This window comes from Sphingomonas sp. BLHR8, from assembly GCF_056821725.1.
This window is the reverse complement of record NZ_JBPDIM010000002.1, coordinates 289,383-315,362: the sequence shown is the minus strand read 5'-3', so window position 1 is coordinate 315,362 and position 25,980 is coordinate 289,383. Positions and strand designations below refer to the sequence as shown.

Annotated in this window: 22 protein-coding genes; 12 read left to right on the top strand and 10 right to left on the bottom strand. The window is 68.3% G+C overall.

The features are described from left to right. Positions 1-40 precede the first annotated feature (40 nt). Complete coding sequence (locus ACRYJK_RS11520) at positions 41-199, bottom strand: hypothetical protein (protein WP_482667725.1); 159 nt, start codon at positions 197-199, stop codon at positions 41-43. A 420-nt stretch (positions 200-619) separates the two neighbouring features. On the opposite strand from ACRYJK_RS11520, the gene ACRYJK_RS11515 reads away from it, so the two are divergent. Further along, positions 620-1,474 (top strand): GAF domain-containing protein, encoded by an 855-nt coding sequence (locus tag ACRYJK_RS11515; protein ID WP_482667724.1) that lies wholly within the window; start codon positions 620-622, stop codon positions 1,472-1,474. On the opposite strand, the gene ACRYJK_RS11510 is transcribed toward ACRYJK_RS11515, so the two are convergent. Together ACRYJK_RS11510 and ACRYJK_RS11505 are read right to left on the bottom strand one after the other, a co-directional pair. Then, positions 1,471-2,463 carry an LLM class flavin-dependent oxidoreductase gene (locus ACRYJK_RS11510; RefSeq protein WP_482667723.1) on the bottom strand — a complete coding sequence of 331 codons (993 nt, stop codon included), beginning with the start codon at positions 2,461-2,463 and terminating at the stop codon, positions 1,471-1,473. The two genes, ACRYJK_RS11515 and ACRYJK_RS11510, sit on opposite strands and share 4 nt — an antisense overlap. A gap of 60 nt (positions 2,464-2,523) precedes the next feature. After that, positions 2,524-2,844 carry a hypothetical protein gene (locus tag ACRYJK_RS11505; protein WP_482667722.1) on the bottom strand — a complete coding sequence of 107 codons (321 nt, stop codon included), beginning with the start codon at positions 2,842-2,844 and terminating at the stop codon, positions 2,524-2,526. Between the two features lie 48 nt (positions 2,845-2,892). Here ACRYJK_RS11505 and ACRYJK_RS11500 point away from each other — a divergent pair, with 48 nt between their 5' ends. Next, the gene (locus ACRYJK_RS11500) at positions 2,893-4,257 is read left to right on the top strand and encodes a cytochrome P450 (RefSeq protein WP_482667721.1); all 1,365 of its coding nucleotides are present in this window, start codon (positions 2,893-2,895) and stop codon (positions 4,255-4,257) included. Between the two features lie 80 nt (positions 4,258-4,337). Further along, positions 4,338-4,631 carry a GNAT family N-acetyltransferase gene (locus ACRYJK_RS11495; protein ID WP_482667720.1) on the top strand — a complete coding sequence of 98 codons (294 nt, stop codon included), beginning with the start codon at positions 4,338-4,340 and terminating at the stop codon, positions 4,629-4,631. Between the two features lie 3 nt (positions 4,632-4,634). Here the strand turns inward: ACRYJK_RS11495 and ACRYJK_RS11490 are convergent, their stop codons facing one another. The 7 genes from ACRYJK_RS11490 to ACRYJK_RS11460 all read right to left on the bottom strand — a co-directional run bounded on the left by ACRYJK_RS11490 (position 4,635) and on the right by ACRYJK_RS11460 (position 14,546). Next, on the bottom strand, positions 4,635-6,743 hold the full coding sequence (locus ACRYJK_RS11490; protein WP_482667719.1) for a malate synthase G: 2,109 nt from the start codon (positions 6,741-6,743) through the stop codon (positions 4,635-4,637). 277 nt (positions 6,744-7,020) lie between these two features. Continuing rightward, complete coding sequence (gene purH, locus ACRYJK_RS11485) at positions 7,021-8,610, bottom strand: bifunctional phosphoribosylaminoimidazolecarboxamide formyltransferase/IMP cyclohydrolase (protein WP_482667760.1); 1,590 nt, start codon at positions 8,608-8,610, stop codon at positions 7,021-7,023. A gap of 27 nt (positions 8,611-8,637) precedes the next feature. Continuing rightward, positions 8,638-10,422, bottom strand: a complete 1,785-nt coding sequence (locus ACRYJK_RS11480) for a heparinase II/III family protein (protein ID WP_482667718.1) — start codon at positions 10,420-10,422, stop codon at positions 8,638-8,640. Beyond that, positions 10,422-11,087 carry a ribulose-phosphate 3-epimerase gene (gene rpe, locus ACRYJK_RS11475; protein WP_482667717.1) on the bottom strand — a complete coding sequence of 222 codons (666 nt, stop codon included), beginning with the start codon at positions 11,085-11,087 and terminating at the stop codon, positions 10,422-10,424. The genes ACRYJK_RS11480 and rpe overlap by 1 nt, the downstream gene beginning before the upstream one ends. Positions 11,088-11,163: 76 nt before the next feature. Continuing rightward, positions 11,164-11,961, bottom strand: a complete 798-nt coding sequence (locus tag ACRYJK_RS11470; RefSeq protein ID WP_482667716.1) for an SDR family oxidoreductase — start codon at positions 11,959-11,961, stop codon at positions 11,164-11,166. A 136-nt stretch (positions 11,962-12,097) separates the two neighbouring features. Then, a complete protein-coding gene (locus tag ACRYJK_RS11465; RefSeq protein WP_482667715.1) occupies positions 12,098-13,234 on the bottom strand; it encodes an acyl-CoA dehydrogenase family protein in 1,137 nt (378 codons plus the stop codon). 127 nt (positions 13,235-13,361) lie between these two features. Further along, the gene (locus ACRYJK_RS11460; protein WP_482667714.1) at positions 13,362-14,546 is read right to left on the bottom strand and encodes an acyl-CoA dehydrogenase family protein; all 1,185 of its coding nucleotides are present in this window, start codon (positions 14,544-14,546) and stop codon (positions 13,362-13,364) included. Between the two features lie 189 nt (positions 14,547-14,735). Between ACRYJK_RS11460 and ACRYJK_RS11455 the strand changes: the two genes are divergently transcribed. The 9 genes from ACRYJK_RS11455 (at position 14,736) to ACRYJK_RS11415 (ending at position 25,911) form a co-directional block, all read left to right on the top strand. After that, positions 14,736-15,602, top strand: coding sequence for an SDR family NAD(P)-dependent oxidoreductase (locus ACRYJK_RS11455; RefSeq protein ID WP_482667759.1), 867 nt, complete (start codon positions 14,736-14,738; stop codon positions 15,600-15,602). Next, the gene (locus ACRYJK_RS11450; protein WP_482667713.1) at positions 15,599-17,026 is read left to right on the top strand and encodes an MFS transporter; all 1,428 of its coding nucleotides are present in this window, start codon (positions 15,599-15,601) and stop codon (positions 17,024-17,026) included. The genes ACRYJK_RS11455 and ACRYJK_RS11450 overlap by 4 nt, the downstream gene beginning before the upstream one ends. 4 nt (positions 17,027-17,030) lie before the next feature. After that, positions 17,031-18,332: an acyl-CoA dehydrogenase family protein gene (locus ACRYJK_RS11445; protein ID WP_482667712.1), complete on the top strand. Its 1,302-nt coding sequence runs from the start codon at positions 17,031-17,033 to the stop codon at positions 18,330-18,332. A gap of 125 nt (positions 18,333-18,457) precedes the next feature. Then, the gene (locus ACRYJK_RS11440; protein WP_482667711.1) at positions 18,458-19,546 is read left to right on the top strand and encodes a Zn-dependent alcohol dehydrogenase; all 1,089 of its coding nucleotides are present in this window, start codon (positions 18,458-18,460) and stop codon (positions 19,544-19,546) included. A 133-nt stretch (positions 19,547-19,679) separates the two neighbouring features. Continuing rightward, positions 19,680-20,741: a phosphotransferase family protein gene (locus ACRYJK_RS11435; RefSeq protein WP_482667710.1), complete on the top strand. Its 1,062-nt coding sequence runs from the start codon at positions 19,680-19,682 to the stop codon at positions 20,739-20,741. Then, entirely contained in the window at positions 20,738-21,535 is a 798-nt protein-coding gene (locus ACRYJK_RS11430; RefSeq protein ID WP_482667709.1) for an SDR family NAD(P)-dependent oxidoreductase, read from the top strand. Before ACRYJK_RS11435 ends, ACRYJK_RS11430 begins: the two co-directional genes overlap by 4 nt. Positions 21,536-21,695: 160 nt before the next feature. Next, positions 21,696-22,646, top strand: coding sequence for an aldo/keto reductase family protein (locus tag ACRYJK_RS11425; protein WP_482667708.1), 951 nt, complete (start codon positions 21,696-21,698; stop codon positions 22,644-22,646). 11 nt (positions 22,647-22,657) lie between these two features. Further along, on the top strand, positions 22,658-23,845 hold the full coding sequence (locus ACRYJK_RS11420; RefSeq protein ID WP_482667758.1) for a serine hydrolase domain-containing protein: 1,188 nt from the start codon (positions 22,658-22,660) through the stop codon (positions 23,843-23,845). A gap of 29 nt (positions 23,846-23,874) precedes the next feature. Beyond that, a complete protein-coding gene (locus ACRYJK_RS11415) occupies positions 23,875-25,911 on the top strand; it encodes a 3-hydroxyacyl-CoA dehydrogenase NAD-binding domain-containing protein (protein WP_482667707.1) in 2,037 nt (678 codons plus the stop codon). Positions 25,912-25,980: the final 69 nt, after the last annotated feature.

Genomic DNA, 25,980 nt, shown 5'->3' with positions numbered 1-25,980 from the left:
GAGCGGGGGCGGGACGTGCAGGCGTCCGCCCCCTTTTTTGTCAGCGCGCCACAGCAGGAGTAGCCGCGACCGCGGTGAGCATGCGACCGATCGCCTCGCCGCCAACCGCACCGACGCCCTCCCGCCAGGCGACCGCGTCCGCGTCCATCCGCATCCGCCGCGTCCGGCTGGTGCCGCCGCCGAGCAGCGAGCTCAGCACATTACCGACCAGCTCCCCGGTGCGCTGCCCGCGCGTTGTCGCGTCGACGAATTAGTGCCGCGATCCGCATCGCAATTAAGAGTTTGTTTACGCTCCGCTGCGACTTTGTGCATCGAAGGCGGCGCTAAACCCCTTCAGACTGTCCATGGTCTGGTCCCCTTGGACGGTCGAACCCGAAGGGCGGTCACGTCGCTGCAGCGAACGTGGCCGCCCTTTTTCGCATCCCGTCGATCTGGTCCTGCGACGTTCAGCGTTGTGACGTGGCGCGCCCGCTGGGGAGCACTTCTCGTCGACCAGCCGCAGATGCGCGCTGTCTGGTTAACAAATCGTTACGCGCTCGAAAAAACGGCTTCGATCCGGTAGGATTTCGTTAACGATTTCGGGTAGAGTGGGCAGCGGGGGATTCAGGACTGTCAGGCGATGGCATATAGTTGGGTGTTCGCGACGGAGCAGAAAGCGCCCCTGTCGCTCGATATATTGGTCGATCTCGTGCGCCGTGACACCGGCGCGTCAATGACGGCGGTCACCTTTGTCAACGACGATACCCAGCGGCTTTACGCGCGGTCCGGAACCGACGTGGACCGCACGACTGCCGCCGCGTCGATCTGCCGACATGTCATCGCCACCGGCGATGAACTGCTCATCCCCGACCTCTCCGCCGACCCGCGCGCGCTCGAAGCCGGAGTGGACCCGGGCGCACCGCAGCGCGCCTACGCTGGCTTTCCGATCAACAACGATCGCGGGCGGACCGTCGCCGTGCTGTGCGCCCAGTTCGCCGGACAGCCGCCGCCCGAAGATGCCTTGCGGGAAACGATGCGCAACTTTGCCGTGATGGCGAGCGACATTATCGAAAATCAGCGCTGCGCCAGGCTGCTCGAACGTACGCGCGAGGGCGTCGCGACGACCGCCGCCGCGCTCGAACGCGAAGTGCGCCGCACGCGGCTCGCCTCGACCGAAGCCGACATTGGCTTCTGGGAAATCGACCTTGCCAGCCGCAAGATCAGCTGGTCCGACAATCTCTACGCCATGTTCGGGATGACCGAGCGGCGGGCGATGACCGTGCCCGAGGTGCTCGAATATCTGACAGAGGCGAGTCAACAAGGGTCGACCGAGGCGGTGACGGATACGTCGTCGGGGCAGCGTTTCGACCTCATCCTCGAACTCGCGGACAAGGGTGCGGATTACCTCATCGATTGCCGCGGCGAACGCACGCAGGACGTCGGCGGTCGCGACATCATGACCGGCATCATGCGCCGCGTGCCCAAACTCGATTAAGCCCCCCGCGCTGCCCACGCCTGTGCGACAAGGCGGAGCGAGCGTTCGCGCGCCGCCGGATCGTAGATCGACCCTGCGGTGATCACCTCATCGACCCCCGTCGCCGCGACGAAGTCGGCGATCGCCTGCGCGACCTCCTCGCCGGTGCCGATCGCGCCGTAGCGACCGACGTGCGCCAGCATGGCCTGCGCCGACTCGGGCAGCGTTTCGCGATAGCCCTCGACCGGAGGCTTCAACCGGCCCGGCGAACCGCTTCGCAGCGCGACGAACGCCTGCGCCTGCGAGCTGGCGAGATACACCGCCTCCTCACGCGTCGGCGCCGCAACGACACCCATGGCCGCCGCAGCATAGGGCTGTGAGAGCGTCTCCGACGGCCGAAAGTCACGCCGATAGATGGCGAGCGCGTCCATCAGATGATCGGGCGCGAAATGGCTCGCAAAGGCAAATCGCAGCCCGAGCATGGCCGCCAGCTGCGCGCCGAACAGGCTCGAGCCGAGGATCCACATCTCGACCTCCGCCCCTTCGCCCGGGGTCGCGGTGATGCCGAGCCGCGGGTCGCCCGCGAAATAGGCGCGCAGCTCGACCACATCGCGCGGAAACTGGTTGGCATCGCTATCGAGGTTGCGGCGCAGCGCCTGCGCCACCCGCCCGTCGCTCCCCGGGGCGCGCCCGAGGCCGAGGTCGATCCGCCCCGGATGCAGCGCGGCGAGCGTCCCAAACTGTTCGGCGACGGCGAGCGGGGCGTGGTTGGGCAGCATGATGCCGCCCGCGCCGACGCGGATGGTCGAGGTCGCGGCGGCGACGTGGGCGATGACCACGCTCGTCGCCGCCCCCGCGACGCCCGCCATCCCGTGATGTTCGGCGATCCAGTAGCGCTTGTAGCCCTCCCCCTCCGCCACCCGAGCCGCATTGGCGCTGCGGGCGAGCGCCTGAGCGACGTCGCCGCCTTCGATGACGGGGACGAGATCGAGGACGCTGAGCGGTGTCATGCTGCCAAGATGGGCAGCGCCATCGTCGCGCGCAAGCGATGGGCGAACTCGTGCCTACGGTTACGACTCGTCCGCGACGCTCGCGTACCACGCCGCGTAAGGCGTGTTCTTCGCCATCCGCCGGTTGAGGTCGGGCGCGCCGTCGTCCCACCACAGCGGACCGCGTTCGCCAAGTGCGACCTTGGCCGCGTCCACCGCGGCGCGTGCTGCCTCGCGCGCGTTCGCATCGCCCGCCGCCATCGCGGCCTTCTTCGCGCGACGGGCGTCCATCAGCGCCTTCACCGCCGCGGCGCGTTCGCTATCCGAGAGGTTCGGATTGCTCGCCCGCCACAGCCGTCCGCGCACGATGATGTAGCGCCCGTCGGGCGTGGTCAGCACCATTGCGCGAGCATTGCCCCCCTCGCACGCCCGCGCAAGCCGCCTTACATGATGAGCATGGCGACCCTCGCGCCTCCGCCGTTCGTGCCGGTGCACCCCCACCGCCCCAGAACGCTGCCGCCGGTGTGGGCAGGCTTTTTCGGCGAGCGGCTGCGCAACAGCGTTTACGGCTGGACCGAAGCGGCGTTCGAAATGCCGATCTTCACGCGGCGGATCATGGGCTTCACCGTCCATTTCGTGAACGATCCTGCCGCCATCGAGCGGGTGTTGCTCACCAACAAGCCCAATTATCTCCGCCCCGGCATCGCGCAGCGGCTGCTCGCGCCGCTGCTCGGGCGCGGGTTGCTGTCGGCGGAGGGAGAGGATTGGCGCGTCCAGCGCAAGCTCGTCGCGCACAGCTTCGCCCCCGCCGCGGTCGATCGGCTGGCTCCGGTGTTCGACGGTTGCGCGGCCGACGCGATGACGCGCTGGCCGCAGGCGGGCGGGCGCGTCGACCTCGCCGCGGCGGCCACCGACACCACCATGCGCATCATCGCCGCGGCGCTGTTCAGTGGCGATCCTGCGCTGGTGACCCCGCTCGCCGCGCGCCACATCGAAACGCTGGTGATGTCGGGCGGGCAGGCGCGGCTGTCTGCGCTGCTCGGCGTGCAGGACTGGGATTTTTCGCCGACCATGCGCAAGGCTCGCGCGTCGCAGGCGTGGCTGCGCGCCACGCTCACCGATCTCGTCGACCGCCGCGGCGACGCAGGCGGTGGCGACAGCTTCGGCGAGCTGATCCGCGGCCTTCGCGAGCATTACCCGCCCGACGAAGCGCGCACGCTGGCGATCGACAATGCCGTCACTTTTTACGTGGCGGGCCACGAAACCACCGCCAACGCGATTGCCTGGACGCTCTACTGCCTTGCCGCGCAACCCGCGTTGCAGGCGCAGGTGCGCGCCGAAGCCGCCGTCGCCAATCGGTCCGATCCCGACGCCCGTTACGACGCGCTGCCGCTGCTGCGACAAGTGCTGGAGGAATCGCTGCGGCTTTACCCGCCCGCGCCACGCTTCGATCGCGAGGCGCAGGCCGGTGACATGCTGGGCGACGTCGCGATCGAGCGGGGCAACCTCGTCTCGATCTGGCCATGGGTGGTGCACCGCCACCGGCTGTGGTGGGACGATCCCGATAGCTTTGACCATCGCCGCTTCGCCCCCGAGCGGCGCGGTGCGATCCGTCGGTTCCAGTACATCCCCTTCGGCGGTGGCCCGCGCGTGTGTGTCGGCCAGCGTTTTGCGATGGTCGAAGCGGCGCTGATCCTCTCGCGCTGGATCGAACGCTGGCGCATCGCGCTGCCGCCGGGCTGGCAACCCGACCCCGCCGGCGGCGTCACGCTGCGCCCGCGCGGTGGCATGCCGCTGATCGTGCATCCGGCCTGATCGCTCGACCGCGCGCACTGGATCGTCTCGCCCCCGCGGGGGTTGTGGGTGCTGAGAAGATCATCTGCGGGAGTAGCAGCATGCCGAACATGGACGTCCGTCACGAAGAGTCCGCCAACGGCGGTCGCTACGTCGCCAAGGTGGAGGGCGTGGCCGAGGAGGCGGAGCTGATTTACGGCCGCCGCCCCGACGGCACGATCAGCGCCGACCACACCTACGCTCACGGGGCGACGCAGGGCACTGGTGCCGCGCGCAAGCTGGTCGACGCGCTGATTGCCGACGCCCGCCGCGACGGTATCAAGGTTCACCCGACGTGCAGCTACGTCGCACGGCTGTTCGACAAGAACCCCGACTGGGCCGACCTGCGCGCCTGACGCTTAGGCGCCGGCCTTCGCCCGTAACCGATAGGCGTGGAGCAACGGTTCGGTGTAGCCGGACGGTTGCTCTACCCCATCGAACACCAGCGCGCGCGCGGCTTGATAGGCAAGGCTGGTGGCTTCGTTTCCGGCCATCGGTCGGTAGAGCGGATCGCCCGCATTCTGCGCGTCGACCTTGGCCGCCATACGCGTGAGCGCGGCGTCCACCTGCGCTGGCGTCACCACCCCGTGCAGCAGCCAGTTGGCGATATGCTGCGAGGAAATCCGCAACGTCGCGCGGTCCTCCATCAGTCCGACGTCGTGGATGTCGGGCACTTTGGAACAGCCCACGCCCTGGTCGATCCAGCGCACGACATAGCCCAGAATGCCTTGCGCGTTGTTGTCGAGCTCCGCGCGCACCTCCTCGTCGCTGAAGTTGCGTCCGCCCGCCAGCGGCACGTCGAGCAGCGCGGCGAGCGGCGCCACGGATTCGCTGGTGCGCTCCGCCTGCCGATCGGCGACGCTCACCCGATGATAATGTGTTGCGTGCAGCGTCGCCGCGGTGGGCGACGGCACCCAGGCGGTCGTCGCGCCGCTCATCGGATGCGCGATCTTCTGCTCGAGCATGTCTGCCATGCGGTCGGGCGCGGCCCACATGCCCTTGCCGATCTGCGCGCGCCCCGCGAGCCCGCAAGCAAGCCCGATCTGGACGTTGCGATCCTCATAGGCCGCGATCCAGCGGCTGGCCTTCATCTCGCCCTTGGGGATGACCGCCCCGCCTTGCATGGCGGTGTGGATTTCATCGCCGGTGCGATCGAGAAAGCCGGTGTTGATGAAGCAGACGCGGTGCCGCACCTCGTGGATCGTCGCAGCGAGGTTGGCGCTGGTGCGGCGCTCCTCGTCCATCACCCCGATCTTCATCGTGTTGCGCGGGAGGCTCAGCAGGTCCTCGACGCGGTCGAACAGCCGGTCGGCGAAGGCGGCTTCCTCGGGCCCGTGCATCTTGGGTTTGACGATGTAGATCGACCCCGCGCGGCTGTTCTGGAAACGGCCTTTGCCGATCAGGTCGAGCTTGCCGATTGCGGCGGTGACGATCGCGTCGAGCATCCCTTCGGGCGCATCGCTCCCGTCGGCGAGGCGCACCGCAGGCGTGGTCATCAGATGCCCGACGTTGCGCACGAACAGCAGGCTCCGCCCCGGCAGCGTCTGCGCGCTGCCGCTCGCGTCGGTGTAGGCGACGTCGGGATTGAGCGTGCGGTGGACGCTGGTGCCGCCCTTGTCGAAGCGCTCCTCGAGCGTGCCGAGCATCAGCCCCAGCCAGTTGCGATACGCGGCGAGCTTGTCCGCCGCATCGACCGCCGCCACCGAGTCTTCGAGGTCGCAGATGGTCGTCAGCGCGCTTTCGAGCATGACGTCGGCGATCCCCGCCGGATCGTCGACGCCGACGGCATGGTCGCGATCGACGATGATCTCGATATGGAGGCCGTGGTGGCGGAACAGCGGCCCGCGATGCGTCCGACCGATGCGCACCGACGGGTCGGCAAGCTCCACGGCGTCAGCGTCGGTGACGTCCGCCCAGCTTCCCTCGCGCAGCGGCAGCGCCTCGTCGAGGAACGCCTTGGCCCAAGCGATTACCCGGCTGCCGCGCGCTTTGTCATAGCCCCCGCCCGCCGGCGCGTCGCCGAGCGCGTCGGTGCCGTAGAGCGCGTCGTACAGGCTCCCCCAGCGCGCATTGGCGGCATTGAGGAGAAAGCGCGCGTTGAGGATCGGCACCACCAGCTGCGGCCCGGCGAGCCGCGCGACCTCATCATCGACGTTGGCGGTGTCGACGGCGAACGGCGCAGGTTCGGGGACGAGGTAGCCGATCTCGCGGAGAAAGGCCTCCTGCTGCTCGACTGTCGGCGCGGCATCGCGTTGCTTGCGCCACCAATCGTCGATCTGCGCCTGCAGCGCGTCGCGCTTCGCGAGCAGCGCGCGGTTTTCGGGCGTGAGGTCGGCGAAGATCCGCGCGGCGTCCGCCCAGAACGCTGCGAATTCGATGGCGGCAGCGGGCAGCACCTCCGTTTCCAGAAACGTCGCCAGCGCCTCGTCGACCTGCAACCCCGCCCGCTCCACCATCGCCATGCGCATCAAGCTCCATCGTCGTGCCCCCGCGGCGTAACGCGGGCGGCGGGGGAGCGCCACCCATCCGCAAAACACAACGCCGCCCCGGGCTTGATCCAGGGCTGGTTTCACCGCGCTTCGAAAGGAAAGCCTGACCCCCGAACAAGTCCGGAGTGACGGGATGGAGGGTCACTCGCTCACACCCCCTCAGTCACCCTGAACTTGTTTCAGGGTCCATGCGGCAGCGCGCCCCTGCTGGATGACGAACCAAGTTCAGCGTGACGGACTGGGGTTCGGGACCGGCTCAATGCCGGAAGTGGCGCACCCCGGTGAACAGCATTGCAAGCCCCGCCTCATCCGCGGCAGCTGTGACTTCGGCGTCGCGCATCGATCCGCCCGGTTGAATGACACAGGTCGCGCCTGCTTCGGCCGCGGAGATCAGCCCGTCGGCGAAGGGGAAAAAGGCGTCGGAGGCGACCGCGCTGCCGACCGTGCGCGGCGCATCCCAGCCGAAATGCTCGGCCGCTTCGCGCGCCTTCGCCGCAGCGATCCGCGCGCTATCGCGGCGGTTCATCTGCCCGGCGCCGATGCCCGCGGTCGCGCCGTCCTTAGCATAGACGATGGCGTTGGATTTGACGTGCCGTGCCACCGTCCAGGCAAGCGCGGCGTCGGCGCGTTCGGCCTCGCTCGGGGCGCGCTGCGTGACGAGCTTGAGTGAGTTGAGGTCGAGCTTGGCCGCATCGCGGTCCTGCACCAACCAGCCCCCCGCGATCTGCCGCACGGCCAGACCCGCGCGCGCCGGATCGGGGAGCTCGCCGGTCAGCAGCAGCCGCAGGTTAGGCTTTTTCGCGAACACCGCGCGTGCATCGGCATCGGCGTCGGGCGCTACTACCACTTCAGTAAAGATCGCCGCGATCGCCTCCGCCGTCGCCCCGTCGAGCGGGCGATTCAAGGCGACGATCCCGCCGAAAGCGGAGACATGGTCGCACTCGAACGCGCGGGTGTAGGCGCTCACCAGATCGTCGCCCAGCGCCACGCCGCACGGGTTGGCGTGCTTGACGATGACGCACGCGGGGCGGTCGTCGCGAAACTCCGCCACCAGCTCGAGTGCGGCGTCGGCGTCGTTGAGGTTGTTGTAGGAAAGCGCCTTGCCCTGCACCTGCTCGGCGTGACCGATGCCCTTCACGTGCGGACCCGTGGGGCGGTAGAAGGCGGCGTTCTGGTGCGGGTTTTCGCCGTAGCGCAGCGTCGACACACGCTCCGCCACCAGCGGCAGCGTCGCCGGGAAGCGCTCGCCCTGATCGCCGAAGCCGAACCAGCTGGCGATCATCGAATCATAGGTCGCGGTGTGCGCGAACGCCTTGGCGGCGAGGCGGCGGCGCTGGCCGAGGTCGGTGGACGCCACCCCCGAAGCGGCGCTTTCGATCAGCGCGGCATAGTCGGCGGGGTCGGTGACGATGGCCACGTCGGCATGATTCTTCGCCGCCGAGCGCACCATCGCCGGGCCGCCGATGTCGATATTCTCGATGATCTCCTCGCGCCCCGCCCCGCGGGCGACGGTGGCGGCGAAGGGGTAAAGATTGACGACAACCAAGTCGATCGCGCCGATGCCGTGTGCGTCCATCGCGGCGCGATGCTCGTCCGAGCCGCGCACCGCGAGGATGCCGCCGTGAACCATCGGGTGAAGCGTCTTGACGCGGCCGTCCATCATCTCGGGAAAGCCCGTGAGGTCGCTGACGTCGCGCACGTCGAGTCCCGCGTCGCGCAGCGCCTTTGCCGTCCCGCCGGTGGAGATTAACTCGACCCCCGCCTCGCTGAGCGCCTGCGCCAATTCGACTACCCGGGCCTTGTCGGAAACGCTGAGCAGCGCGCGGCGGATGGCGATACGATCGATCACGGGAGAGTCCTTGTTCTGATTGGATTAACCGAGCTTGCGCAGACGCCAGCCGACACTGACGCCGCCCTGGGGAACTTCGCCCGAGAGCTCGATCTGATAGGAGGGGACGGGGCGGCCGTCGCCGTCAACCCACAGGCTGTCCTCGATCCGCACCGCCGCGCCCGCGCAACGAAAATGCCAGCCCGCGCCGCTGTCATGGCGGAGCAGCAGCTGGCCCTCGCCATCGAGCACGCTCACCTGCACCTCGGGCGCGAGATGGAATCGCACCGCGAACGGCAATGCATCGCCGCGGCGTTTCCGGCCCGCAGGAATCAGCATATCCTCGCCGCGCAGCTCTCGCCCCGACCCGGCGAGGATCAGCAGCCGCCGGTGGACGAAGCCGTGGCGGCGGCGATAGCCGTCGTGGGAGAGTTCGATGCGGCTGCCGCTATCGAGCTCGCGCCGGTCGATCTCGACCTCGGTCACGCCCTGCCCGAGCGTGCCGTCGGCGAGGATGGCGGTCGAGTTCTGATCGGCCAGCGTCAGCGTCGAATGCGCTGCGGTGGTGCGCAGCCCCTTAGCAAGCTCGCTCGGGACCAGCGCGCCCGCGAGTCCCGCGCCGCCGCAGTTGACGATCAGCCGGTCGCCGCCGTCAGAAAATTCGAACGCCAGCGTCGAGGCGCAGCCCGCGTCGGTGGCGCGCGCGACCGGCGGCGGGGCGGCGTCAACCTGCAGCACGGTGCGCCCCGCGGTGAGCCGCTGATAGCCCCAGTCGCGCGCCTGCCGCAGCGGCCGCGCGCGCACCTTGCTCGCGGCGACGATGGCGGCGACACGCTCCGCGGGGATTGCGCCCGAGCCTTGCCAGTTGCCGAGCCCGCCGTCGCCGTGGGTGAGCGCGGTCAGCGCCGGCACCGCGACGCCGAGCGTCTCCGCGATCCACGCCGGCACCTCCAGCCGCCGCAGCGCATAGACGCGCGCGAGCATCGACAGCGCTGCGATCGCCTCGATCTGCGCGTCAGGCGAGCGGCTGATGGTGCCGCCGTCGGCGTAGAAACAGGCGAGCAGCGCATCGCGCAGGCCCCCTTCACCGAAGGCTCGGCGCCCATCGCCATTAGGCAGCGCGAGGCCCGCCGCGACGATCGCGCTCCACGCCACCACCTGCGCCACGCCCGGCCGCGCCGCGGGCGCGGTGCGGTCGAGATGCCGCGCGACGCGGGCGATGTGGTTCAATGTCTTCGAGCGATGGACGATGTCGTTGCTCGCCAGCAGCGCCGGGGCGTAGGCGAGCCAGAACAGCAGCCGCCAGCCGGCCACGTCCTGGCGCCAGGCGGCGGTGGTGATGCGCTCGTCATGCGCGTCGAGCCAGCGGCGCTGCAGCGCTTCGGCGGTGGGCGCAACTTCCGCCATCGGACCGGCCGCGGCGAGATCGCGCAGCCAGGCAAAGCTGTGCAGATGGTCGGCGAACTGGTTGGGGACGCCCGGCTGCCCGAAATCGGTGCGCGCGGTCGGCAGTTTGAGGCCGCGGAACAGGAAATGCCCGGCGCGGATCGCCTTCCCCGCCACCACGTCGCCGGGGATCGGGTCTTCGGGCACGCCCAGCAGTTTTAGGGGGAACTTTCCCTTGAGTTTCAGCGCGTGCAGCGGCGTTCGCCAGGTCAGCCGATAGAATTGCGCCGCGACCCGCTCGGCAAGGCTGGCACCGCGGTTTTCGCTGAGGCGGATCAGTCGCTTGCCCGTCTCGATCGTGTCGGGGCGATCGGCGTCGACCGGATCGACATCGCGCACGCCGGGCGGCAGGTCGTCGAACAGATCGGGCGCCTGCCGGGCCATCAGCCGCCCCGCAGCGCGGCGATGTTGGCGGCGTAGTGATCGCGCCCACCACGGAACGCCGCCGAACCCGCCACCAGCACGTCCGCCCCGGCCGCCACCACCTGCGCGGCGTTGGTCGGGTCGACCCCGCCATCGACCTGCAAGCGAATGTCGCGCCCGCTGGCGTCGATGCGACGGCGCAGCGCCTCGATCTTGTGGAGCTGGCTGGCGATGAACTTTTGCCCGCCAAAGCCCGGATTGACGCTCATGACGAGGATCAGGTCGAGGTCGCCGATCAGCCAGTCGACCGCCTCCACTGGCGTCGCGGGGTTGAGCACGATGCCGGCGCGCTTCCCCAGCGCCTTGATCGACTGGACGGTGCGATGCGGATGCGGCCCCGCCTCCGGGTGAAAGCTGATCAGGTCCGCGCCCGCCTCGGCAAACGCTTCCAGCATCGGGTCGACCGGCGCGATCATCAGATGCACGTCGAACGGCTTGGCGCTGTGCGGGCGCAGCGCCTTCACCACCGCCGGACCGATGGTGATGTTGGGCACGAAATGCCCGTCCATCACGTCGATGTGGATCCAGTCGGCACCCGCCGCATCTATCGCGCGCACCTCTTCGCCCAGCGCGGCAAAATCGGCGCTGAGAATCGACGGCGCGATGAGCGGAGCAACAACGGTCATGGTGCCGCCGCCCCTAGCGTGACCCGCCCCGAGGGGCAACGCGAGCGACGGCGGGTTGGCCCGCCCCCGGCGCTGCTTAGTCGGCGTCGATCGACGACCCCACCGAAGCGTGCACCAGCCCGCCATCGACGGTCAGCGTCTCACCGATGACATAATCCCCTGCCCGGCTGGCGAGGTAGATCGCCGCCGCCGCCATGTCTTCGGGCGAGCCGATGCGCTTGGCGGGAATGTTGGCGCCGACCGCGTCGCCGTGATCGCGCGCGGCCTTGTTCATGTCGCTCTGGAACGCACCGGGCGCGATCGCCGTGACATGGATATGGTCGCGCACCAGCCGCGCCGCGAGCCGCCGCGTGAGGTGCAGGATCGCGGCCTTCGACGCGGCGTAGCTGTAAGTTTCCCAACCATTGAGCCGCAGCCCGTCGATCGAGCCGACATTGATGATCTTCGCCGGCCGCTCGGCGCTCGCCGCAGCCTTGAGCTGCGGATACAGCGCCTGGCTGAGGAAGAAGGGCGCCTTCACATTGACGTCCATCACCTTGTCCCAGCCGCTTTCGGGAAAGCTTTCGAAGTCCGCCCCCCAGGCCGCGCCAGCATTGTTGACGAGGATGTCGAGCTTTTTTTCCCGCCCGGCGATCTCTTCAGCGATGGCGCGGCAGCCGTCGACCGTCGACACATCGCCTGCGAAGCCGACCACGCGGTCGCCGCCGAAGCGCTCCACCGCGGCAGCGATCTGATGCTCCTTGCGCGCGGTGATATAGACCTTCGCCGCTCCCGCCGCGAGGAATCCCTCGACGAACATCGCCCCGATCCCGCGCGACCCGCCGGTAATCAGCGCCGTGCGCCCTTCGAGAGTGAAGAGTTGGTTGAGGTTCATATCGTCGCGTCCTTCAGCTCGTCACCCTGAACTTGTTTCAAGGTCCATGTTCTCGCGCCCCGCCGCTGGATGCTGAGACAAGTTCAGCATGACGGGCTCAAAACTTCTCCCCTCCCGCTTGCGGGAGGGCGTCGCCTCAATACCCGTTCATCCGCGCCACGCGGTCGGTGTGGTATCGCGCATCGCCCATGAACTCGCTCAGCGCGCGGTCGCGTTTCATGTAGAGGCCGATGTCATATTCGTCGGTCATGCCGATGCCGCCGTGCATCTGCACCCCTTCGCGCACCGCGAGGTTGGCGGCGGCGCCGACCTTGGCCTTGGCGACCGAGACCATCAGCTCGGCGCCCTCGCTCCCTTCGTCGAGCAGCTGCTGCGCCTTCATCACGCTGGCGCGCGCGATCTCGAGCTCGGAATAAAGATGCGCGGCGCGGTGCTGGAGCGCCTGAAATTCGCCGATAAGCCGCCCGAACTGCTTGCGCTGCTTGAGGTAGCCCATGGTCATATCCATCGCCCCCTGCCCGACGCCGAGCATTTCCGCCGCGGCACCGGTGCGGGCGGCGGCGAGAAGGGGCTTCACCGAGTCCCACCCCGCGTCGACCTCGCCCACGACCGCGTCGGCATCGACCGTGACGCCGTCAAAGGTGAGGTGGCTGGCGAGGCTAGCGTCGACCAGACGGCGCGGGTCGGCGGTCATGTTGGCGGCGTCCTTCGGCACCGCGAACAGCGTCAGCCCCGCCTCCTCACGCTCACCCCCCGCGGTCCTCGCGAGGACGAGCAGCACGTCGGCGACGTGACCGCCTAACACGAACTGCTTAGTGCCCGACAGGCGAAAGCCGTTGCCCGCGCGCTCCGCCTTCATTGCGGTGCGCTCGGGCGCATGACGCGGGCCTTCGTCGATGGCGAGCGCGGCGACCGCCTCACCCTTGGCGATCTTTGGCAGCCATTCGTCGGCCAGCGCGCCGCCCGCCGCGCGGAATGCCGACGCCGCCGCGACCGATGTGGTCAGAAACGGCGAGGGCGTCAGATTACGCCCGATTTCCTCGAGCACGATGCCCGCTTCGGCATGGCCCAGCCCCATGCCGCCCTGCGCTTCGGGCACTAGGATGCCGGTGAAGCCCATCTCGGCAAACTGCTGCCACAGGTCGCGCGAGAAGCCGGTTTCGTCCCTCGTGTCGCGCAAGGACCGCAGGTGCGCGACCGGCGCCGTCTCGGCGACGAACGGCGCCACCATGTCCTTGAGCATCGCCTGGTCGTCGCTGTGGTAGAGAGGCATTGTTCTTCCTTCGTCTCCCCTCCCCTTCAGGGGAGGGGCCGGGGGTGGGGGTTCTCCGGTTAGCGCGGCGTGAGGACGGTAGCCCCCACCCCAACCCCTCCCCTGAAGGGGAGGGGCTCGAGCCGCCCTACCCCCCCGGCAGTTCCAGGATTCGCTTGGCGATGACGTTGAGCATCACCTCGCTCGTCCCGCCTTCGATCGAGTTCGCCTTGGTCCGCAGCCACGTCCGCGCCTTGGCGCCGCCGACGCTCGCTTCGCTCTCCCATTCGAGCGCGTCGCTGCCGCCGCCGGCCATGACCAGCTCGTAGCGGCGCTTGTTGAGCTCGGTCCCGGCATATTTCATCATGTTCGAGCTTGCGGGGTGCGCGCGGCCGGTTTTCCACATGTCCATGAAGCGTTCGCCCATCGCGCGGAAGGCGAAGACATCGACGTCGAACGCCGCCATCTCCGCACGCAGGATCGGGTCGTCGAGCTCGCCGTTCGCGTTGCGCCCAAGCGACTGCGCGTAGAGCGCGCCGACGGACACCATGTCACCGCCCGCGCCGCCGCCGGAGATCATCTCGCGTTCGTGGCCGAGGAGATATTTGGCGACATCCCAGCCGCGATTGATTTCACCGATGTACTGGTCCTTGGGCACCTTCACATCGTCGAAGAAGGTCTCGCAGAAGGGCGAGTTGCCGCTGATCAGCAGGATCGGCTTGGTGGAAACGCCGGGGCTCTCCATGTCGAACAGCATGAAGGTGATGCCGCGGTATTTGTCGCTCTTGTCGGTGCGGACGAGGCAGAAGATCCAGTCGGCCTGATCGGCGTAGCTGGTCCAGATCTTCGACCCGTTGACCACCCAATGGTCGCCCGCGTCCTCGCCATAAGTCTGCAACGAGACGAGGTCGCTTCCTGCGCCGGGTTCGGAATAGCCCTGGCACCAGCGGATTTCTCCGCGCGCGATCGGCGGCAGATATTTGAGCTTTTGCTCCTCGGTGCCGAAGTGGAGCAGCGCCGGGCCAAGCATCCAGATGCCAAAGCTGGAGAGGGGCGAGCGCGCGCCGATCCGCGCCATCTCCTCGCGCAGCACCTTTGCCTGTTCGGGCGAAAGGCCAGCGCCGCCGTAATCCTTGGGCCAATCGGGGACGGTGTAGCCCTTCGCGACGCAGGCCTCGAGCCACTGGCGCTGCGCGTCGTTCTTGAACTGCCACCGCCGGCCGCCCCAGCACACGTCACCCTCGCCCGTCGCGGGGGTGCGCATCTCCGCCGGGCAGTTCGCCTCCAGCCAGTCGCGCACCTCGCTCCGAAAGGCGTTGAGGTCTTCGGCCATGTTACGTCTCTCCTGTCTGGCGGCGCACGCTAGGAGAAAAGCGGGCCGCCCCGCAAGCACCGTTGCGATGAAACGGAATGTCGCAGCGACCGGCGTATTCGCTTGACGCGAGGCGATTGTCGAAAGCACAGTATGGCGATGGCGCACCGACCCGTCGGGCCGGGAGACGCCGCGAGGAGAGACGTGTCTATGCGCCTGTCGGGCAAAACAGCGGTGGTCACCGGCGCCGCCTCCGGTATCGGTCGCGCCACTGCGCTGCGATTCGCCGCGGAGGGAGCGCAGGTCGTCGCCGCCGACATCGACGAAGCGGGCGGCAACGCGCTCGCCGACGAGTCCAACAGGCGCATCCGCTTTCACCGCACCGACGTGACGAGCGCTGAGGACATCGCCGCGCTGATGGACTTTGCCGCAGCCGAGTCGGGCGGAATCGACGTCCTGTTCAACAACGCCGGCGCGGGCGGCGCGAAGGAGAACATCGCCGAGATCGCGCCCGACGGCTGGGACCGGACGATGGACCTGCTGCTGCGCTCGGTCGCGTTCGGCATCCGTTACGCCGTGCCGCACATGCAGACGCGGCGGGGCGCGTCGATCATCAACACCGCCAGCGTCGCCGCGCTGCGGTCGGGCTACGCGCCCACCGCCTATTCGGTGGCGAAGGCGGGGGTGCTGCACCTATCGAAAATCGCCGCCGCCGACCTCGCGCAGTTCGGCATCCGGGTGAATGCGGTGCTTCCGGGATTCATCAACACCAATATCTTCACGAGCAGCGTCGGCCTCACCGGCGATACCGCCGCCCAGGCGAAGGCATTGATCGCGCAGATGTCGTCGAACGCGCAACCGGTGCGCCGCAGCGGCACCCCCGATGACATCGCCGGGGCGGTGCTCTACCTCGCCAGCGACGATGCGAGCTTCGTCACCGGCACGTCGATCCTGGTCGACGGCGGGCTGACCATCGGCGAGCGTTACAGCTGGGACCCGGAAATGCCAGGGCTGTTCGACTCGCTCGAAGCCTTTGCGGCGCAAGCGGGCATGACGGCGAGCCCAGCGACGACGTGAGCCTCGCCGCCCCCGCCTCGACCAGCGTGCCGGCGGTGGCGCCCACCCTCCACCGCCCACCGGCGCAGGTGCCGCTCAAAGAGCGCTTTTTCTACGGGCTGGGCGCGGTCGCCTACGGGATTAAGGACAACGGTTTTTCCGTCTTCCTGCTGATCTACCTCAACCAGATGATCGGGCTCGATCCCGGCCGCGTCGGCATCACGCTGCTGGTCGTGCTGGTGCTCGACGCGATGTTCGACCCGGTCGTCGGCCACTGGACCGACGCCACCCGTTCGCGCTGGGGGCGGCGGCACCCCTTCCTCTACGCGAGCGCCATCCCGATCGCGCTGTTCTGGGTGCTGCTGTGGATACCGCCCTCGGGCGAGGGGTGGGCGCCGTATCTGTGGGTGTTCTTCTGCGCGCTGGCGGTGCGCATGTCGCTTTCGCTGAATGAGGTGCCTAGCCTCGCCATGCTGCCCGAGATGACCAGCGACCCGCACGAACGCACCGAGGTCGTCGGTTGGCGGTTCATGCTCGGCTGGCTCGGCGGGCTGATCACGCTCGGCCTCGCTTACGGTTTCTTCAAGCTGATCCCGATCGATGAAGCGAGCCAGGCGAGCTATCACGCCTATGCGATGACCGGGGCGGCGGTAATGTTCGTGTCGGTGCTCGCCGCGGCGATGGGGACGCACCGCCGCTATGCGCGCCCGGTGCCGGCGACCACCGCCCACCCCAGCATCGGCGATATGATCGGCTGCGCGCGTTATCGCCCGTTCCGTATCCTGGTGCTGGCGATGGTGTTCGCCTTTGCGAGCCAGGGGGTCACCTTTGCCATCACCAATTATGTGCTCGGTTACGTCTGGCAGCTTACGTCCGCGGGGCTGCTGGCGTACGCGGTGCTGCTGGGGGTCGGCGTCGCGCTCGGGCTCTACCTTGCGCGCGCGCTCGGGCGACGCGTCGGCAAGCGGCGCACGGCGATGACGATGGTGCTGATCACCCCGTTCATCGGCGCGGCGCCGTTCCTGCTGTTCCTGCTGGGTGAGCTGCCCGACGCGGTGACGATCGAGCGCGCGGCCGTCGTGTTCCTGTTCGCCGCGCTGTCGACCGGCACTGGCGTCGCGGGGTTGCTCACCGCGCAGTCGATGATGGCCGACGTCACCACCGCCTACCGCGTCGAAACCGGGCGCGCGCGCGAAGGCGTGTTTTTCGCCGGGCAGCTGTTCATCCAGAAATGCGTCGGCGGGCTCGGCATCTTCATCGTCGGGCAGATGCTGGTGCTGGTCGGCTTTCCCGCCGGCGCGGTGAAGGGCCAGGTCGCGCCCGATGTGCTCGACCGATTGATCCTTTCCTATGGCGCGGTCATCCTTTTGCTTGGGATGCTCGCTTCGTATTTCATTGCCCGCTTCCCGCTCGACGAGCGCGCGCTCGCCCCCGTTCAGGAGTAGCTTCATGGATTTCGCCCTTACCGATCGGCAGACGCACTGGCGCGACCGGGTGAAGCGCTTCATCGACGAGCGAGTCCGCCCCGCCGTTCCGACCTATGTCGAGCAGGATCACGTTGGCGATCGCTGGAAAGTGCTGCCGGTGGTCGAGGAACTGAAGGCCGAAGCCAAGGCCCAGGGCATCTGGAACCTGTTCATGCCGCCGCGATCTTCGCACCATCACCATGTCGACGAGACGGTCGCGTTCGAGGGGCCGGGCCTCACCAACCTCGAATATGCGCTATGCGCCGAGGAGATGGGCCGCGTCGGTTTCGCGAGCGAGGTGTTCAACTGCTCCGCCCCCGACACCGGCAATATGGAGGTGTTCCATCGCTACGGCACCGCCGCGCAGAAGGAACGCTGGCTGCGCCCGCTGATGAACGGCGAAATCCGCAGCGCCTTTCTGATGACCGAACCGCAGGTTGCCTCCTCCGACGCAACTAACATCGAGACGCGGATCGAGCGCGACGGCGACGATTATGTCATCAACGGGCGGAAATGGTGGTCGAGCGGCGCGGGCGATCCGCGCTGCAAGGTCGCCATCGTCATGGGCAAGACCGATTTCGAAGGCGAGCGCCACCGCCAGCAGTCGATGCTGGTGGTGCCGATGGACGCGCCCGGCGTCACCATCCTGCGCCACCTCCCCGTGTTCGGCTACGACGACGCGCCGCACGGGCACATGGAGATCGAGCTCAAGGACGTGCGCGTGAACGCCACCGACGCCATGCTGCTCGGGGAAGGGCGCGGGTTCGAGATCGCGCAGGGGCGGCTCGGGCCAGGGCGTATCCACCATTGCATGCGCACCATCGGCGTCGCCGAAGAGGCGCTCGAGCGGATGACCAAGCGGCTCCTTAGCCGCGTCGCCTTCGGCCGCACCATCGCGCAGTTTTCGGTGTGGGAGGAGCGCATCGCCCGCGCGCGCATCGACATCGAAATGACGCGCCTCCTCTGCCTCAAGGCGGCGGACATGATGGACAAGGCGGGCAACAAGATCGCGCAGAACGAGATCGCGATGATCAAGGTGCAGGCGCCGACGATGGCACTCAAGATCATCGACGACGCCATCCAGGCGCACGGCGGCGGCGGGGTGAGCGAGGACTTCGGGCTCGCCAAAATGTACGCCCACCAACGCACGCTCCGCCTCGCCGACGGCCCCGACGAAGTCCACGCCCGCGCCATCGCCCGCAGCGAATTCGGCAAATATGGCGGCCGCGAAGCCATGGCCGCCGCGCGCGAGATGAGTTCGGGGCAGCTGGGTGTGACGCGGTGATGAACCCTCCCCTCCCCTTCAGGGGAGGGGCCGGGGGTGGGGGCTCTCCGGCTGGCGCAGGGTTAGGACGATAGCCCCCACCCCAACCCCTCCCCTGAAGGGGAGGTGCTTGCTAGGATTATATCATGACCAAAGCCGCCATCCTCACCGCCCCCGGCCAGCCGCTCGTAATCGAGGAGGTCCGCGTCGCCGACTGCGGCCCGCACGAGGTGCGGATTCGCACCGCCGCTTGCGGCCTGTGCCATTCGGACCTGCACTTCATTGAAGGCACCTACCCCCACCCCCTCCCCGCAATCCCGGGGCACGAGGCGGCGGGGATCGTCGAGGCGGTCGGCAGCGAGGTGCGGACGGTGAAGGTCGGCGACGCGGTCGTCACCTGCCTCTCCGCCTTCTGCGGGCACTGCGAATATTGCGTCACCGGGCGCATGTCGCTGTGCCTCGGCGGCGAGACGCGGCGCGGGGCCGATGAACCGCCGCGCATCACCCGCCCCGACGGCAGCGTCGTGCATCAGATGCTCAACCTCTCCGCCTTTGCCGAGACGATGCTGGTGCACGAACATGCCTGCGTCGCGATCGACCCCGACATGCCGCTCGACCGCGCGGCGGTGATCGGCTGCGCGGTAACGACCGGCGCGGGAACGATCTTCAACGCCTGCAAGCTGACGCCGGGGGAGACGGTGGCGGTGATCGGCTGCGGCGGGGTCGGCCTTGCCACCATCAACGCCGCCAAGATCGCGGGCGCCGGGCGGATCATCGCCGCCGACCCGATTCCCGAAAAGCGCGAGCTCGCCAAGAAGCTCGGCGCGACCGACGTGGTCGATGCGGCGAGCGACGGCGCGGCAGCGCAGATCGTCGAAATGACCAAGGGCGGGGTCGATCATGCGGTCGAGGCGGTCGGGCGGCCAGCGTCGGCAAACCTCGCGGTCAAATCGCTGCGGCGCGGGGGAACGGCGACGATCCTCGGCATGATGCCTTTGACGGAACAGGTCGGCCTGGGGGCGATGGACCTCCTCTCGGGCAAGAAGCTGCAGGGCGCGATCATGGGCGGCAACCGCTTCCCGGTGGACATCCCGCGGCTGGTCGACTTCTACCTGCGCGGGCTGCTCGACCTCGACACGATCGTCGCGGAGACGATCCCGCTCGAGCGCATCAACGAAGGGTTCGACCGGATGAAGCGCGGCGACAGCGCGCGCAGTGTGATCGTGTTCGAATGAGGGGGCTGCTCCAGATCCTCCCCGCAGGCGGGGAGGGGGACCACCCGCGGGGTGGGGGAGGGGTCGACGGCCCCCCGAACACCCCTCCACCAGCTTCGCTGGTCCCCCTCCCCGGCGAGCCAGGGAGGATCGGATGAACGCCGAGGAAGCGTTCACCGGCACGGTCGAACCGCAGGGGCAGGACCGGCTCGACGAGGGGCGGCTGACGGAGTGGATGGCGGCCAATGTCGAGGGGTTCGCCGGTCCCCTGCGCATCGCAAAGTTCAAGGGCGGGCAGTCCAACCCGACCTATCGGCTCGATGCGGCCTCGGGGTCGTATGTGCTGCGCCGGAAGCCGTTCGGGCCGCTGCTCCCCTCGGCGCATGCGGTGGACCGTGAGTATCGCGTGATCGCCGGGCTCCATCCCACCAGCTACCCGGTCGCGCGGCCCTATGGCCTGTGCACCGACGACAGCGTTATCGGCGCGATGTTCTACGTCATGGCTCTGGTCGAGGGGCGCACCATCTGGGACGGCGCGATGCCCGGCGCGACCCAGGAGAGCCGCCGCGCGCATTACTTCGCGATGGTCGACAACCTCGCCGCGTTGCACGCGATCGACCCGGACACGGCGGGCCTCGGCGACTATGGCAAGCCGGGCAATTACTTCGGCCGCCAGGTGGAGCGCTGGTCGAAGCAATATCGCCTCAGCGAAACCGAGACGATGCCGGAGATGGAGCGGCTTATCGCGTTCCTGCCCGCCAGCCTCCCCGAACAGACGCGCACCAGCATCGTCCACGGCGACTATCGCATCGACAATCTGATCTTCGCGCCCGACGGCCCACTGGTGCGCGCGGTGCTCGATTGGGAGCTGTCGACGCTGGGCGATCCGCTGGCGGACTTCAGCTATTTCCTGATGGCGTGGGTGACCGACAATGGCGGACGGTCGGGGGTGCAGGATCTCGACCGCAAGGCCCTCGGCATCCCCGAGCTGGACGAGGCGGTCGCGCGATATTGCGCGGCGACGGGGCGCGACGGGCTGCCGCAGCTCGACTGGTATTTCGCCTATAATTTCTTCCGGCTGGCAGGCATCATCCAGGGCATCAAGAAGCGCGTCATCGACGGCACCGCCACCTCGGCTCACGCCCGCGCGATGAGCGAAAAGGTCGGCGAACTGGCGGCGCGCGCGTGGCATTTTGCGCAGAGGGCGGGAGCGTGACGGGGTTGCTCGACGGCAAAGTGGCGATCATCACCGGGGCGGCGTCGGGGATCGGGCGTGCGGCGGCGCGGCGGTTCGTCGCGGAGGGCGCGCGGGTAGTGTTGGGCGACCGTGCGGGCGGCGTGCACGACGTCGCGGGCGAGCTGGGCGAAGCGGCGGTGGCGCTGGAGGTCGATGCGGGGAGCGAGGCGGACGTCGCGCGCCTGGTCGCGACTGCGCAGGAACGCTTCGGCGGGCTCGACATCGCCTTCGCCAACGCCGGCGTGTCGGGCGGGCTACCCGGCATTTTCGACGAGACACCCGAGGCCTTCGCGGAACTCTTACGGATCAATCTGATCGGCCCGTGGCTGATGGTGAAGCATGCCGGCAAGGCGATGTGGGACGCGGGGCGCGGCGGATCGATCATCCTCACCGCGAGCGTCGCAGGGCTACGCTCGGGCGCGGGCGGGCCGGCCTATTCGGCGTCGAAGGCGGGGGTCATCAACCTCGCCGCCACGTCGGCGCAGCAGCTCAGCGAGACGGGGGTGCGCGTCAACGCGATCTGCCCGGGGCTCACCGAGACCGGCATGACCCAGCCGACGTTCGACTATGCGCGCGGCAAGGGGGTCGAGCACAAGCTCGGGCAACTCAATCCGCTCCGCCGCGCCGCGCAGCCGGAGGAGCTCGCCAACGCCGCGCTGTTCCTGGCGAGCGACCTTGCGAGCTACGTCAACGGGCAGGCGCTGGTCGTCGACGGCGGGTTGTCGTCGAGCCATCCGGTGACACGCCAGCTGACCGGGCGGACCGCGGTGTGATGGGGCTACGTCCGTCATTGCGCGGAGCGAAGCAATCCATCACCCGGGGTCGCGGCAGTCGCAACGTCGCGTAGCGTGCGAGCGTTGGTGATGGATTGCTTCGTCGCTTCGCTCCTCGCAATGACGAGAGCGGCGCGTCGAGTTGGGAAAGGTCACAGCCATGCAATATCGTAACCTCGGCGACAGCGGCATTCGCGTGTCGGAGATCTGCCTCGGCAGCTGGCTGACCTATGGCGTCGATGTCGACGACAGCGTCGGGCGCGCGTGCGTCGACCGGGCGTTCGAGCGCGGGATCAACTTCATCGACACCGCCAACATCTACGGCAAGGGCGCGGCGGAGGAGTTCCTCGGTCGCGCGCTCGAGGGGCGCCCGCGCGACAGCTATATCCTCGCAACCAAGCTGTTCTGGCCGATGACCGAACAGGACCGCGGATTGAGCCGCGCGCAGGTCGAAAAGCAGCTCGACGCGAGCCTTCGGCGGCTCAAGACCGATTATATCGACCTCTACCAATGCCACCGCTACGACCCCGACACGCCGCTCGAGGAGACGATGGAAGCGCTGTCGGCGGCCGTGAACAGCGGCAAGGTGCGCGCCATCGGCTTTTCCGAATGGTCGCCCGATCAGATCGAGGCGGCGCTCGCACTGTCCCCGCCCAACGTCAAATTCGTGAGCTCACAGCCGCAGTACAGCATGCTCTACCGCCGCCCCGAGGCGAAGGTGTTTCCGATCAGTCACGCCAACGGCATCGGTCAGATCGTCTGGTCGCCGCTGGCGATGGGGGTGCTGACGGGCAAATACGCACCCGGCGCGCCCGTCCCCGAGGGAAGCCGCGCGACGACCAGCGCGGGCGACAGCTTCATGGGCCAGTATCTCGAAACGTCGGTGCTGGAGGCGGTGCAGCAGCTGCGTCCGATCGCCGAGGAGGCGGGCTGCACCATGGCGCAGTTCGCCATCGCCTGGGTGCTGCGGCGCCCAGAAGTGACCAGCGCCATCGTCGGCGCGAGCCGGCCCGAGCAGGTCGACGACAATGCCGCGGCGTCGGGCCTCAGCATCGACCCCGCGCTGTTCGCGCGCGCGGAGGCGGCGCTCGAAAAAGTGCGCGTTTCGTGAGTTCAGGCGGCATGGATCGGGCGCGGCTCGAGCGCATCCCCGCGTTTCTCGACGAACATTACGTCCGCCAGGGCAAACTGCCGCACGCGGCGGTGCTGGTTGCGCGGCGGGGGGAGATCGTCCACCGCTCCGCCATCGGCGAGGCACGCCGCGGCGAGCCGCTGAAGGACGACGCGATCTTTCGCATCGCGTCGATGACCAAACCGATCACCTCGGTCGCGTTCATGATGCTGGTGGAGGAGGGCAAGGTCGCACTCGACACCCCGCTCCACGCGGTGCTGCCGCAGTTCAAGGACACCGGAGTGTTCGTCGCCGGTGGCGGCGCCATCCCGTTCGTGGCGCGCCCGCCCGCGCGCCCGATCCTGATGGTCGACCTCCTCCGCCACACCGCGGGGCTCACCTACGGCTTTCAGGAGCGCAACCCGGTCGACGCCGCCTACCGCGCGCAAAAGATCGATGATTTCGACGCCGATCAGTCGATGGACGAATTCATCGAGCGCATCGCGAAACTGCCGCTGCTGTTCGATCCGGGCACGCGCTGGTGCTATTCGATGGCCACCGACGTGCTCGGCGCGGTCATCGAGAAGGTCGAGGGGCGGCCGTTCGCCGACGTGCTCAAGGCGCGGCTGTTCGACCCGCTCGGCATGAAGGATACCGGGTTCGAGGTGCCCGAGAGCGAGCGCCACCGCGTGACCGACGCCTTTGTCTTTCACCCGCAAGGCAAGCGGCTGTGGGACAGCGGCGCGGATAGCCGCTGGGCGAGGTCTCGGCGGTTCCATTCAGGCGGCGGCGGGCTCGTCTCCACGCTCGACGATTATTACCGCTTCTGCGCCATGCTGCTCGGCGACGGGGCGCTCGACGGCACGCGCATCATCTCGCGGCGTACGCTCGAGCAGATGGGGCTAAACCACCTCCCCGGCGGCGGCGACCTCACCGAACATAGCATCGGCCTGTTCAGCGAGGATGAGAATGCCGGGGTCGGTTTCGGACTCGGCTTTGCCACCACCATCGACCCCGCCGCGACGCTGCTCCCCGCGAGCGTCGGCGATCTTTATTGGGGCGGGATGTTCTCGACCGGCTTCTTTGTCGATCCGGCGGAGCAGCTGGCAATGGTGTTCATGACCCAGCTTTCCCCCTCCTCCACTTACAAGGTGCGGCGCGAGTTGAAGACGCTCGTCCACGCCGCCATTGCCGACTGATCTCCCAACCAGCCAAGGATGTTCCTGCGATGACCGATGAAGCGACGCCGATGACCGTCACCACCACGCGCGATGGGGATGTCGCGATCGTCGTGGTCGACAACCCGCCGGTCAATGCGCTGTCGTGGCACGTGCGCGAAGGGCTGCAGCGCGAGATGACCGCCGCGCTCGCCGACGATGGGGTCAAGGCGATCGTGCTCACCTGCGACGGCGCGACCTTCATCGCCGGCGCGGACATCACCGAATTTTCGAAGCCGCCGCGCGGGCCCGACCTCAACAGCGTGTTCAACATGATGGAGGGCGCGTCCAAGCCGATCGTCGCTGCGATCCACGGCACGGCGCTGGGCGGCGGGCTCGAAACGACGCTCGCCTGCCATTATCGCGTGGCGGTGCCGTCGGCGAAGCTGGGCGTGCCGGAAGTGAAGCTCGGCCTCCTCCCCGGCGCGGGCGGCACGCAGCGGCTGCCGCGCGTCGTCGGGGTCGAGGCCGCGGCGCGCATGGCGGCGACCGGCGACCCGGTCCCCGCGCCCAAGGCGCACGAGCTGGGCCTGGTCGATGCGCTGACCGGCGAGGACAGCCTGCGCGTCGACGCGGTCGCCTTTGCGCGCAGCAAGATCGCGGAAGGCCCGCGCCCGACCCGCGAGCGCGAGGTCAAGGGCGATGCCTCCGCGATCGAGGCGCTCAAGCAGGAGTTCGGTCGCAAGTGGAAGGGCTTTGACGCGCCCTTCGCCAACCTCGCCTGCGTGGAGGCGGCGACGCGCCTTTCCTTTGACGAAGGCATGGCATTCGAGCGCGAGCAGTTCATGAAGCTGATGTTCGGCACGCAGTCGGCGGCGCAGCGCCATATCTTCTTCGCCGAGCGGCAGGCAGCGAAGATCGACGGCCTGCCCGCCGACACCAAGCTGCGCGAGGTCAAGAAGGTCGGCGTCATCGGCGCGGGCACGATGGGTGGCGGCATCGCCATGAACTTCCTGCAAAAGGGCATCCCGGTCACCATCGTCGAGACCGCGCAGGAAGCGCTCGACCGCGGCATCGCCACGGTGCGCAAGAATTACGAGGCGAGCGCCGCCAAGGGCCGCTTCAAGCCCGAACAGGTCGAGCAGATGATGGGCCTCCTCACCCCAACGCTGGCCCTCGAAGACCTCGCCGACGCCGACCTCATCATCGAGGCCGTGTACGAGAACATGGACGTGAAAAAGGACATTTTCGGCCGGCTTGACGCGATCGCCAAGCCGGGCGCGATCCTCGCCAGCAACACCAGCTACCTCGACGTGAACGAGATCGCGGCGGCGACCTCGCGCCCGCAGGACGTGGTGGGGATGCACTTCTTCTCGCCCGCCAACGTGATGAAGCTGCTGGAGGTGGTGCGCGGCGACAAGACCGCGCCCGACGTGCTCGCCACCGCGATGGCGACCGGCAAGAAGATCGGCAAGGTCGCGGTGGTTGCTGGCGTCTGCCACGGCTTCATCGGCAACCGCATGCTCGCGCCGCGGCAGCTCGAGGCGCAGAAGCTGCTGCTCGAAGGGGCGACTCCGGCGCAGATCGACAAGGTCCACACCGACTTCGGCATGCCGATGGGGCCGTTCCAGATGGCCGACCTCGCTGGGACCGACATCGGCTGGCACCGCGACGAAAACCGCATCGAAAGCATCCGCGACGCGCTCTGCGCGGAAGGCCGCTGGGGGCAGAAGAAGCAGGCCGGCTTCTACGACTATGACGACAAGCGGCAGGCGTCGCCCAGCCCGCGCGTCGAGGAGATCATCGAGCAATTCCGCCAGAAGGAAGGCGTGACCAAGCGCCAGATCACCGACCAGGAGATCGTCGAGCGCACGCTCTACCCGATGGTCAACGAAGGCGCGAAGATCCTCAGCGAAGGCAAGGCCCAGCGCGCGAGCGACATCGATGTGGTGTGGATCTACGGCTACGGCTGGCCGGTCTACCGCGGCGGCCCGATGTTCTGGGCCGGCCTCGAAGGTACCGACAAGATCGTTGCGGGGCTTGAAAAGCACGGGCTGGAGGTGAGCCCGCTGCTGCGCGAAAAGGCGGACGCCAAGGCAGGGTTCTGACCGGCGCCCGTGTTCCCTGATCGAGGTTAGTGCGATCGCGCGCAAAAGCCGGTTGCACCATCATGGACT